The sequence below is a fragment of the Bifidobacterium moukalabense DSM 27321 genome (genome assembly GCF_000522505.1).
Taxonomy (GTDB): domain Bacteria; phylum Actinomycetota; class Actinomycetes; order Actinomycetales; family Bifidobacteriaceae; genus Bifidobacterium; species Bifidobacterium moukalabense.
The window spans coordinates 388108-400079 of sequence record NZ_AZMV01000002.1; the positions used below are offsets into that span (position 1 = coordinate 388108).

At 55.9% G+C, this 11972-nt stretch carries 12 protein-coding genes and 1 pseudogene; 2 read left to right on the plus strand and 11 right to left on the minus strand.

The features are described from left to right. Positions 1-8: 8 nt before the first annotated feature. Positions 9-572, plus strand: a complete 564-nt coding sequence (locus tag BMOU_RS03620; RefSeq protein ID WP_152535080.1) for a hypothetical protein — start codon at positions 9-11, stop codon at positions 570-572. A 262-nt stretch (positions 573-834) separates the two neighbouring features. Here the strand turns inward: BMOU_RS03620 and BMOU_RS03625 are convergent, their stop codons facing one another. The 4 genes from BMOU_RS03625 to BMOU_RS03635 form a co-directional block, all read right to left on the minus strand. Then, positions 835-1383 (minus strand): ATP-binding protein, encoded by a 549-nt coding sequence (locus BMOU_RS03625; RefSeq protein WP_235143686.1) that lies wholly within the window; start codon positions 1381-1383, stop codon positions 835-837. A 272-nt stretch (positions 1384-1655) separates the two neighbouring features. Continuing rightward, a complete protein-coding gene (locus BMOU_RS03630; RefSeq protein WP_081738475.1) occupies positions 1656-3506 on the minus strand; it encodes a Cna B-type domain-containing protein in 1851 nt (616 codons plus the stop codon). After that, positions 3472-3984 (minus strand): Ig-like domain-containing protein, encoded by a 513-nt coding sequence (locus tag BMOU_RS10660; protein ID WP_152535081.1) that lies wholly within the window; start codon positions 3982-3984, stop codon positions 3472-3474. Before BMOU_RS10660 ends, BMOU_RS03630 begins: the two co-directional genes overlap by 35 nt. 354 nt (positions 3985-4338) lie before the next feature. Further along, positions 4339-5985 carry a metal ABC transporter substrate-binding protein gene (locus BMOU_RS03635; RefSeq protein ID WP_034874950.1) on the minus strand — a complete coding sequence of 549 codons (1647 nt, stop codon included), beginning with the start codon at positions 5983-5985 and terminating at the stop codon, positions 4339-4341. A 37-nt stretch (positions 5986-6022) separates the two neighbouring features. On the opposite strand from BMOU_RS03635, the gene BMOU_RS03640 reads away from it, so the two are divergent. Further along, complete coding sequence (locus BMOU_RS03640; protein ID WP_152535082.1) at positions 6023-6253, plus strand: hypothetical protein; 231 nt, start codon at positions 6023-6025, stop codon at positions 6251-6253. Here the strand turns inward: BMOU_RS03640 and BMOU_RS03645 are convergent. From BMOU_RS03645 to BMOU_RS11395, 7 genes and pseudogenes are all read right to left on the minus strand, one after another. Further along, positions 6250-7026: a hypothetical protein gene (locus tag BMOU_RS03645; protein ID WP_034874954.1), complete on the minus strand. Its 777-nt coding sequence runs from the start codon at positions 7024-7026 to the stop codon at positions 6250-6252. The genes BMOU_RS03640 and BMOU_RS03645 overlap by 4 nt on opposite strands. Before the next feature lie 41 nt (positions 7027-7067). Continuing rightward, positions 7068-7538, minus strand: a complete 471-nt coding sequence (locus tag BMOU_RS03650) for a hypothetical protein (protein WP_034874956.1) — start codon at positions 7536-7538, stop codon at positions 7068-7070. Between the two features lie 12 nt (positions 7539-7550). Continuing rightward, the gene (locus BMOU_RS03655) at positions 7551-7946 is read right to left on the minus strand and encodes a hypothetical protein (RefSeq protein WP_034875032.1); all 396 of its coding nucleotides are present in this window, start codon (positions 7944-7946) and stop codon (positions 7551-7553) included. 283 nt (positions 7947-8229) lie between these two features. Beyond that, positions 8230-8865 (minus strand): ABC transporter ATP-binding protein, encoded by a 636-nt coding sequence (locus BMOU_RS03660; RefSeq protein WP_034874958.1) that lies wholly within the window; start codon positions 8863-8865, stop codon positions 8230-8232. Positions 8866-8876: 11 nt separating this feature from the next. Then, positions 8877-10100 (minus strand): ABC transporter permease, encoded by a 1224-nt coding sequence (locus tag BMOU_RS03665; RefSeq protein ID WP_034874960.1) that lies wholly within the window; start codon positions 10098-10100, stop codon positions 8877-8879. Continuing rightward, positions 10097-11467, minus strand: a complete 1371-nt coding sequence (locus tag BMOU_RS03670) for an ABC transporter permease (protein WP_034874962.1) — start codon at positions 11465-11467, stop codon at positions 10097-10099. Before BMOU_RS03670 ends, BMOU_RS03665 begins: the two co-directional genes overlap by 4 nt. An 87-nt stretch (positions 11468-11554) precedes the next feature. Next, positions 11555-11966, minus strand: a pseudogene (locus tag BMOU_RS11395) (Cna B-type domain-containing protein). Positions 11967-11972 lie beyond the last annotated feature (6 nt).

Consider the following 11972-nt stretch of genomic DNA (forward strand, 5'->3'; position numbering starts at 1 on the left):
AAAAAAGTTTGGTGCAAATGCATTGGGATTATTTCCTCCTTTTGGAAAAAGACCTTATTACGATTGCTGAGACCATTGAGCTTTGCAAAGACAACAATAATGCCTATGGTCCTCACATAACGCAGCTTATTCTTTCGACCGGCAGTGAGCTTGATGTTGCTCTCAAGAGCTTTGCGACAGCTGTAAGCCCGAATTCCGAAGCCGTCTCGAAAAGACAGGCAAATATGGGTGACTATAGAAAAGTAATTGACGAAAAAACCTTGAAGCAATTTTCTACGGCACAGGTGAAAATCTTGCGATCTGAAATTCGCTTAGCTCCATGGAGTTACCTTAAGGATGGCGCTGAGAATACACTTCCTTGGTGGAAAGCCTACAACGAAATTAAACACCACAGAGCGGAATGCTATTCGAAAGGGACCCTGGAGGTAGCACTGAATTTGATTGCAGCGCTGTTCATCGTTGACGCTTATATTGCTGAAGCGTCACTCGAGACAACTGGATTCACTCAAATTATCGATTGGGATCATCATGTGCATATGCCTCAGCTTGATCGCTATTACGCAGCCGAGTAATCATCTACGTCAAAAATCATTGTGAGCAGCTGCCCTCGGTAGGATAACGCCCGAATTCTTGCACCTTTTTTTAGAGCCCGAGGCCGACAAGAGAGACATGGTCCGTATTCCACGCGTGATTCCTAGGTGCCATTAGAAATCATATCTGCTATGCATGTCGGCTTGATGAGCAATCGCACCCCGAACTGTTATTGCCGTAGGGCGCTGAGATCCAAATCGAAGATCATCGATTCCGGGCGACGCTCCGGTTCGAGGAACATGCTCATATACAGCGGAAGGTAGGTAATCCGACCATTCTGCCGAATGTTGCCGTTGCCCTCCAATGGTGGAACCGGCTCCTTGACGTTGTAGCAGGGCAAGGCCACACCAGCATCCGCCAACCATAGGAAGCTGCTGGCGCATAACGATTCTGACGAGCATTTTTAGAAAGATCCGCAAGCACGAATCGACGATTCTTGTCATCGAATTGGGACGGAATAGCATCAAAAATCGACCGAATCTTCGTCCTGTCCTTATCATCCGCATATTTGGCAATGTCAAGACGGTACAAAGCCAACAGGTCGGACTGCAAGGCGATTACTTGCGCAATATCGTGAGTGTCCACATACCTTTGGACCACATCAGGCATACCGCCCACCACAACATCCGCCTGGAACAGGCGCATCATGGTGTCATGCACCGAATCGCTGACGGGTTCGTTCCCAGTGAAGCGGTCTCGAAGCATATCAATGGTCGATTCCTGCACATTATCGGTCAAACAGAATTCCTCGAAATCCAATGGGTACATGCGTAGTTGCTCTTCAAATCCCAACGGAATCCGTGTTTACCAGTATATCGACTGCCACGTTTTCCGTAACGTTTTACACGGTTTTTAGGTGGCTTGCCGTCACGTTTTACGAGAATGGCCGCCGTTGGGGTGCTTGCATCTAGCGTTTTGACCGTCGTGCCCGGGTTCGGGTACGCTTGTTCGTATTCAATGAGAAAATAAAACGCACCTCTGACCGTTAGACCATTTTTATCTAACGGTCAGAGGTGCGATCTGTCATCCGAAGCTTTCCCTATATGAAGGTAAAAGCAACCAGATTACTTATTTTCGCGTCGCCTCATGAAGTATGCGATACCTCCTGCAAGTGCTGCCACGACTACCAGCACCGCCAGCACGACACCCGGCACGATCAGGCTCGAGCCCGTCGCCGCCATGGTCTTCTTCGCCGGCTTGTCCGGAGTCGACTTCGAAGGCGTCGCCGGCTTGTCAGGAGTTGGCTTGTCAGGGGTCGGCTTGACGGTGTTGGTCACCGTGAAGCCCGATGTCATGTCACCCGTGACCTCACCCGTATAGCCATCGACGGTACCGATCTCCTTGACCGTGTAGGCAACCGACTTGCCGGACTTTTTCTGGTATAGGCCGGTCCATGTGTTCGCCCAATGGTTCGCCCCGGACAATTCGACCGGTGCACCTTGGGCGGCGCCATCCGCATACAACTGCACCTTCACCGACTTCGGACGCCTGTGCTCCTTGTCATTCGAATCCTTCCAGACCTTGGACACAGACACCGACGTCCTGCCCGGCGTATACGAATTGGTCAGATCAAAGCCATCGACCTTGGTCGCATAGTCCTTGACCGCGTCCTCGCCGACGGTGTAGTCGTACCGGTGCCCATCATGCCGATCGTACTTGGGCAGGTTCTCGAACGCATATGTCCATGATCCGTCCGCACCCGCCGACACCTGGACGGCATCGACCTTTTTGCCATCGCGCAGCAGGTTGACCGTAATCGAATCCGGACGCACACCGTCACGGTTGCCGTCATCGTCCCAGGTCTTCGTACCGGCCACACGCGTGGTCTGCACATTCGTGTTGGTCACCGTGAAGCCCGATGCCATGTCACCCGTGACCTCGCCCGTATAGCCATCGACCGGATCCTCCGAAACGGTGTAGGCGATTTGCCTGCCATCCGCAGTGTACCTGCGAAGATCCGTAAACGCACCCTTCCAGTCGCCGGCCTCATCCAAGATCAGAGACTGGCCGGTATCCACACCATCGGCCAGCAAGTGCACGTTCACCGAACCACTCCGAGGACCAACCCACTTCTTAACGACCTTGACTTTAGTGGTGATAGGCTTGTCGGTCACTGTCTGAACGGCACCCTCCTTGGAGGAGGTAACTGTGAGCGTGTATTCCTTATCATTCAGCTTGTAACCAGTAGGGGCGACCTTTTCCTTGACCTTATAGGTGCCCTGTTCAAGGGTTCCAGAAGTGACGGTACCATCTGCACCGGTGGTCAATTCGAAAGTACTACCATCAGGTTTGGTAACGGTGAATACCGCGTTGGCAAGCTTGACGCTCTCATTACCTTCTTCGACCTTGACGAGCTTAATTTTGTTCGCTAAGTCTCCATCGCCGGTGCCGCCCGATTCGGCTGAACGGTAAGCGAACTCATACGACTTCGTATCCTCGTCGGAGGTCAACACCAGCTTGTTCTTCAATGTTTTACCTGACGTGTAAGTCGATTGGTATGTGAGGTAGTATTGATCGCCATTCACATCGCCCAGATTCAAAGTGAAGGAGTTACCACTGATGGTAAGTTTAGAGTCGATATTCACCGTTTCAAGAACGCGAGAAACGTCGCCATACTTGTTGAAAACGACCTTCTGCAACTCGAAACTTCCAGGAATATAGGATTGGGTCTGATCATCCAGAGTATCGGATATTACGACATTGTGAAGGGTGGACTTCATGTGGTTGATACGCGCATACCATTGTGCGTTATTAGGCTTCCCGTCCACTTTGCCAGCCCATTTATTGAGAACCTCATGTTCAATTTCGTGAGGGCCTACAACTGTAACTTCACCAGACTTATAGGTCGAACCTATCTGAACGGTAAAAGTATTCTTTTCGTTAAGGACAACTTTTTTTGGTGTTGAATTTGGCAACCAGATACATGGTGCCTTTTACATTGTATTTATTTTCCACCGTTTTAGTGAAAGTGGCACGAACGGTACCACCATTCTCGTCAGCTCCCGGAGTCACATGCGCCTTGGCTACCACGTTACCGTTCGGATCGAGGAGATCGAAATCCTGAGCAGTCACGCCATTGGGAAATTTAAATGTGTCAGGCAACGTGACATCAAAGTAATCTCCCTCATGTAAATTGATGCCGTAGGAACTGGCATCCCAATCCATCGACAACAGAAATGCTGACGTATGGTATATTTCATTGGCCTTTTTGTGATCAGTATTCTGAATCTCGAAATTTGTGAAATCAACATTCACGGCCTTCCCCTCAGGCGCGGCTTGTGCCACTGCCTGTGTGAATCCCATGAACATGCATAAGGCGAGCGATAGAATTATGCTTACCCATCTCTTTGCTCTTCTCATTGGAAAATCCTTGATCATTGCTGTTTTTTTCATTCAAAGGGCCAGTTCTCAAATGAGAATCAGCCACACGCTTTCATGGTAAAAGTTCACGAGACGCACTCCCCCTATTCTGAAAGAATGCCGATAGACGGTATTGTTCCGTCTCCATGCACTGAATCTTTTTTTTCGGGTGTAGAAAGGATGTATATATGGCTTGTCGTTTACCATCGCCTTTAAAGGATCGACACCCCTCTACTCGATAACAGTGGAAACGAAGCACATCACCTTGCCGCGGGCGGAGCATCGCTGGTTTTATCCGTGCCGCACGATGCGTTGGTTCCCGTCATGATTCACGGGAGCCGACGCATTGGCGCGGCACGGACCCCCAAACCAATCAGCAGGCCGGCGTCAGTGAGCCAGCAGCTCCTCGACGATCTGATCCTTGCTCAGGCTGGACGGATAGTACGTCGGCCAGTTGTCCATCTCCTTGAGGGTCTCCTCCCGGGAATCCCCCGCGAAGATGTGGAAGTGCACGGCCTTGCCCGGCGCGATGCCATGGTCGGAGAACTGCACGACCTTGGGAGCGCCGTCAGGTACATCGCCCACGGCGGTGAACAGGTAGCGCACGCCGCGGTTGCCCTTCTTGTAGTCGAGGATCTTGTACCCGTCGTACTTGTAGGTGGCGGTGGTGTCTGTGCCGTTGCGGGTGAAGGTGATTCGGTCGCCCTTGATGGTGATGCGTTCCACATCGGTCTTGTAGCCGGTGTCATAGTACTTCGTGTATTCTTCGGCGCTCATGGTGCCCTTCTTGGCCTTGGCTTCCATGACCTTCTTGAGGCTGCCGTCCTTCAGGTACGGGTAGACGGACTGCCACTCCCCCTCATAGTCGGCCATCGAACGGTCGGCGACATCCTGGGTGAGGAACCAGCCGTTGGTGGTATCGTTGGCCAGCGCCTGCTTGGCGATGGTGGTGAGCCAGCCCAGCAGCGTGGTCTGGTTCTCGGGCAGCTGTTCGGTGGCGGAGAGGATCGTCTTGTTGCTGCTCTTGGCGGCATCGTTGAGTTTTTCGGCGAAACCGTCCATCTCCTGCGGATTGACGACCAGCAGATCCACATCGGATCCGGAGACGAGGTCGAGGGTGGACTTGAGGTCGGCCGCGGAAGGCTCGCCCTCGCTGTTCATGGCGTTCGTATAGGATTCCGGCGTCTTGTCGGTGGCGCCAAGATAGTCGAGCAGGTAGCTGATGATCGATTCGGTGGCCACATACGAACGCTTCACACCGGCGGCACGGGCCTTGTTGACCATGGCGACGAATTCGGCATAATCCGCATTCCATGCGTTCGAATGACGCTGTGCGGTAGCTGCGGTGTCGGTGCCTTCACCGGCCTTGGCGGTATAGGCATCCGTGATGGCGGTCGCCGCCTTGAGCACTGCCTCGGGGCTGAACCACAGGTGCGGGTTCGTGGAGCCGTGATGATGGTGGTGACCGGACTCGTTGTCGTTGCCTTCATGCTCATGTTCGTGTTCCTCGGTGGCGGTGATGCCCATGAGGTCGCCCACGTTGACGATGGTCTGCTTGCTCTTGTCGAGCTGGGCCTTCTCCGCCCAGCCGTCATAACCGGCTCCGTTGATCACCACGATGTCGGCCTTGGAGAGCTTGGCCAGGTCGGCCGGCGTGGGCTCGTAGTCATGCGGTTCCACGGAGGTGGAGTTGATCAGGGATGTGACCTGCGCGCATTTGCCGCCAAGTTCCTGGGCAAGCGAACCCCACTGGTTGACGGAGGCGACCACGTTGAGCGTGGTGCTGCATGAATCGTTGGCGTCGCTGGCAGCGGAGGTCGAACCGTTGGCCGCATTGGCGGTGTTCCTGCCGGTTTTCGCATTGAGGAACGCGAATCCTCCGATAATAAGGCCGGAGATCAACGCGCCCACGACGAATGCGACGACGATGGCGACGATGCCTTTCCTGCCGACGCCGGTCGAATCTCCGGACGACCCGGATTCCATATTCTCCGGATTCCTGTTTTCGGGCTGGCTGAGACTGTTCTCGGTCATGCTCTTCTCTTTCTATCTATTCTTTATTTCCATTGATATGGCCGATCTCGTCGAATTCGACGAGTCGCGCCATCGCATTGTCGTCATGGGCATGCGTGCCAAGGACTCGGCAATGGGTGGACACGTCGGTAACTATATCATAATGATAATCATTATCAATAAAGAGGTGCGAAAAAGAGACCGGTTATGCGGCATCAAGCATTGCCATCATTGGGAAACGCCGAAGCGAAGCGAATGCGGCCGCGAGCGCGGCAACGGACTCGCCTAATCCATCATCACGACGGAATCGTCTTCCTCGCTATTCCCTATGACATGGCCCTTCTCATCCCAGGGGCATGAATAGGTGACGCAAGGCGTCGTTGGCGGATGGTTGACGAAATCATAGATCAGTTCCATCTGCCGGCGTGAAATGCCGATGCGTGAATCCGGCGAGATAAGCAATAGCGGCGATGCCAGTTTCGTGTGGATGAGCGCGGTGATGGTGCGATTATTGATGGCCCCGTCATCCACCCAGATGATCGCATGGGCGTCATATCCCCGTTCGACACGTTCGCGCTGCTTGCCGATCTCGTTCATGATCAGATCGAGCTTCTGCATGACCCTGCCCTCATGGGTGTTGGGGTCATGCCAGAACACGCTGGATACGACGGAATCATCCCATCCCAAACGATCGCCAAGCATCTCCGTATACGGCTGCCATGTGGACAGCCAGCGCAGATCCAGCATTCCGTCCCTCGCCAAGGCGTACAGCTTGCCGGCCAGCTCATCGGACCAATGCAGCTCATGGAAACCACGCCGTCCGAAATCTATGACCGCCGTCTTATCCAGGGGGAACGCCCTTTTCGCCGAGTACAGGTCCGTGCGGTACCCGTCCGGATCGGGCACCAGCTCCACGTGCCCCACATCGGAATAATTGACGATTCCAGTGTTGGGGAACGCGTTCAGGACGCCGTCGAAATCCAAGTACATCACCGGTCTGTTCATGTGGCCCGTCTCTGCGCCACGATTCGCCCCGCGAACAATCTTGATCATCTTCCTCATGACCGCTCCTCTCGTTGAACTTGCATGGTGAATGGCATCAGTCAGTTTCCGGAATCACCCTGTCTCCAGATTTGCTCATCCTTGATGAGTTGGGTGCCGTAACGCATCTTGAGCTGGGATACCAACTCATCGATATGCTGCTGCGCCTCGATGATCTCGGAACTGTACATCTGCATTCTCGTCTGATTGAAGGCGATGCCGGTCTCATCGGGCATTTCGCCGACCACATGAGGTTTCTCGCCGGACATCGCATACTCAGCCGCCTCATCCATCAGCTTCCGATCGCCGCTCCACCTGCTGATGCAGCGTTCGATGCGCTTCGCGCCGATCAGTTCGAGCGGCATTCCCACACTGGAGAAAATCTGATAAGGGCGCAATCCACGCATATACCAGTACATGCAGTACACCTGAAATTCATGGGAATAGGTGATCCGTTTGCTCGTCGCATGGGTGATCGCCGGCAGTGATTCAAGGTAGCAGACCTCTTCCAGCGTGAATTCGACGTTGGTCATACCCCATCATTCCTAACGTAAGTGAGCGATCATCTTACGGATGCGCTCCTGCAGCGTGATGATCGTTCTGTTGAGCTCCTGTATTTCCGACAGGCTTGAAAGGATGATCTCATCACGCATGGCGGGCTTGCGCCCCTCTTCGTCGAGCTGTCGGACCTCGGCCATGAGCTGGGGGTTGCTCTTCCACCTGCTGATGCACCGTTCGATGCGCTTCGGCCCGATCAGTCGCGACGGGAGCCCCGCATTGGAGAAGATGACGCTCGGCCGCGTGCCATGCACATACTGGTACATGCAGTACACCTGGAACGCGTGCGAGTAGGTGATGCGACTCGCAGTCGCATGTTCCACGACCGCCAAGGATTCAAGTTCCTCGATTTCCTGATCAGTAAATTTTTTGCTGTTCCGCATATGGTTCCCCGTATCCGTTCTTGCATCGGCAGATGCCGATTTTGAATTTTTCCGTATGGTCATGCGTCGTCGCAGACCTTCAGATGCCTACATTCCTTTCGATAATTCGCCTCACTATACTCTGTTCGGAAGGGAAATCGGCAGAACGGGGAAACCTCTCCCCCTATAAGCAAATCGGCACTCTTCAATCCCCTTACATACCCTTGAAACAAGCGGTGCAAAAAACGACACACCACCCATCACGCTGAGAGCATAACGGGTGGTTGTCTCTCTATCCCGGGGGTTATGCCTTGGTCAGCTTCTTGCGCTTGAGATTCAGCACGACATCGGCGGCATCGGCCACACGCTCGGAATGCGTGACCACGATGACGCACTTACCCAGCTGGTGCGCGGCATCCCGAAGCAGGCCGATCACATCACCCGTCGTCTTCGGGTCCAAGCTACCGGTCGGTTCATCCGCCAGAATCGCGGACCCCGGAGACACCAGGGCGCGGCCGACCGCCACTCGTTGGCGCTGACCACCCGATAAGTGCATGATGTTGCGTTTCGCCTCCTCGCGGCTCAGACCCAAATCCTCAAGGACCTTCAGGTCGGCCTTGGGATTGACCAGGCGCAGGTTCTCCACCGGCGTGAGATAGTCGATCAGATTGTGGTCCTGGAACACCAGGGACACGTGTTCGCGACGATGCTTCGAATACCCCGTCTCGGCGATGTTCCCGCCTTCGAAACGAACCTCGCCCTTGGAAGGGGAATCCAGCCCCGCCAGCAACGACAGCAGGGTGGACTTGCCCGCACCGGACGGACCGGTTATCGCATACATCCTACCGGCCTCGAAATCCGCGCTGACATCCGACAGAACGCGTATCTTGGCCGCACCGTACGTGTAATCGACATGATCCAACTGTAGACAAACCGACATGATTATGACTCCTAACTCATGGAGGAAAGAATGGATTTGGGAGAACGCGCCAGCACCGAGGCGAGCGACACCACCAGGGCGATCGCAATGACCCCGCAGCCGAGCAGCAATATGAGCAGTGTTTGAGCAGGCGGCAAGGCATCCACCTGCAACGACGAAAGGGAGGCATCATCCGCATTGGCCAGCAACATGGACGAGACGAACCCCGACAACAAGGCGCCGGTGCCAAGCGAGCACAGGGCCGCAACCAACGCCATCAGGCAGGTCTCGACCACGAATTGCCCGATTATCCGGGCCTTGCCGATACCGATGGCCAGGAAGACGCCTATCTCATGAATCCGGGAACGAACCCAGAAGACCAGCACCATGCCCAGCACCAGCACGCCGACCAGGCAGACGACCGCCAGAATCAGACGCACCAGGTTACGTACCGTGTTCACGGCCTGCAGCACGCTGGAAAAACGGGATGAATTGTCCGTGACATCGTATTTCGACCCGGCCAACTTCTTGGCCCTTTGAATGGTCTGCGGCAGGGTCTGCGCGCTGGCCGACAGGCAACGTACCGTATCGATTCGCGATTCGCCGGTCAGCGTGGAGGCCACGTTCATTCCCGCATACAGCAGATTCTCCGAGGAATCCGACGGCATGGGGCTCTGCGACTGCGTTTTGCCGGAGAAGATTCCGGACACGCGCACGGTGGAGGCATGGTCACCCTGCTTCAGCGTGAAGGTCGACCCGACCGACAATCCGTTCTGCTTCGCGAAATCCTGGTGCACCAGCACGCCGTCGCCGTTTCCGGAGATGTGGCTCCCCTGTTCGAGGCGGTACAGTCCGCTTTGGAATTCCGTGGACAGCGAGGAATCCGTGGTACCCAGCACGCTGACCTGCGCGGATACGCCGGCGTCCAGCCGCGGCCCCTGTTGGGGAACGACGGGCTGGGCGCCGTCCAGCTCCGCGAAGGTCTTGGTCTCATATGCGGCCTTTTTCACGCCATCAAGATGGGAGAACCGGTCGGCCTCCTTTGCGCTGATGGGGTCTTCGCGCGCCTCGACCGCAAATCCGATGCCCATGCTTCCACCGATTCGGTCGGCCACCTCCTGCAGGGCCGCCGAGACACCGGCCTGCGCCACCAGACCGGTGAAGACCAGCAGCATCAGCAGGCCGATGAGTCCGCTGCGAATCGGTTTGCGCACGATGGCCAGCACGGAGCGGCTCCATACGTTCACCTTCGTCATCGCTGCATCCCCAGCAGGTCACGCGGCGACTTGTACAGCGTCGGCATGCATGAGATGAGCACGCACACCAGCACCACACCCAAAAGCCCGAGGGAGACGGGAAGGATGGCGTTCACGTCGACCGACACCGCAAGCGTACTCAGCGAACGAGTCGCCATATTGGATTCGAGGTTGCCGCCGGCCTGGCCCATGCTGCTCAGCTCGCGGGCTGCGGAGGCATTGACCGAACGCAGCGTGGACGAGCCGAGCCATTGCGCCATGCCACGCGCGCACAGCCAGCCAAGTGCCAGGGATGGCAGGCCGACCAGAATCATCTCGCTGAAATACTGGGCGATCATGGATGGCTTGCCCACGCCGATCGATACCAGCACGCCCATTTCCCGACGGCGGTCATTCATCCACAGCAGCAGCACCAGGCACAGCACGAGGGCCGCGAAGATGAGCACGCCGATCAGGGTGCCGCGCATCATGGAACGCACGCCCTGCGCCGCACTCAGCATGCCGGCCGTGTACTGGTCGTTGCGGGTGATCTGGTAGTTGTTCCAATCCACCGGCAGCTTCTTCGCATCGTTCATGGTCTTTTCCACATCGACACCCTTGGCGAGGGTGAAGGTGGCGTCCTGATAGATCTCCTTGCCGGGCTTGTACTGGTACAGCTCACGCGTGGTGTCCAGATCCGTGTACACGGTGTTGGAGGTCAGCTCGGCGCGGGTGGCCACCTTTCTGTTGCTGTCGCCCTTGAAGATGCCCGCGATCGTGGTGGTGACGCTTGCCGTGGAGCCTGACTCGTTGTCGGCATCGTACGGATTGGCCTTGAGGGTGAGCGTATCGCCCACCTTGAGATTGTTGGCCTTGGCGAGATCCTCGTGAATCATCGACATATGCTTGTCCGAAGACTTCAGGTGGCGCCCCTGCGCGATATTGAGCGTATGCGATGCGAAGGCGTTGAGTTTGGACGAATCATTCGTGCCCTCGAGGTTCACGGCGTTGCCGAACTGCTGCTCCTTCGTCTTGTCGTAATCGTTGCCGTCGGGCAGCTTCATCGCATCGGCGTCGACCAGATCGGCGGTGACGTTCTGTCGGACCACATACGAGTCGATGCCGGAAAGCTTTGCGATGCGTTGCACGTCGGCCGGTTTCACCGTACCGGCGCCTCGCGGTGTTCCCGAATTGTGCTGCGGATTATTCGCCAATACGAAGCCGACGGTCGCCTGCTTCTCGATCTGTTCGGCCTCATGCTGCGCCGCATGCGATACGGCGATCGTGGCGAGCATGCTTGCGGCCACGATGGTCAGAATGACCAGCAGAACCAAGGTCCGTATTCGTTTTCTGAGTACATAGCGTCCCGCTCGTGAAATGAACGTCATGATTTCCTTTCCTGATGAGAAAACAAAAGGAGGGCCTTCGCTCAAGCATTCTGAAGGCCCTCCCGTATGAATGGAGGTGAATGGGCGTTACCTGCCGCCGCGTCGGCGCATGAACAGTGATACACCGCCCACAATCGCTGCCACGACTACCAGCACCGCCAGCACGACACCCGGCACGATCAGGCTCGAGCCCGTCGCCGCCATGGTCTTCTTCGCCGGCTTGTCCGGAGTCGACTTCGAAGGCGTCGCCGGCTTGTCAGGAGTTGGCTTGTCAGGGGTCGGCTTGACGGTGTTGGTCACCGTGAAGCCCGATGTCATGTCACCCGTGACCTCACCCGTATAGCCATCGACGGTACCGATCTCCTTGACCGTGTAGGCAACCGACTTGCCGGACTTTTTTCTGGTATAGGCCGGTCCATGTGTTCGCCCAATGGTTCGCCCCGGACAATTCGACCGGTGCACCTTGGGCGGCGCCATCCGCATACAACTGCACCTTCACCGACTT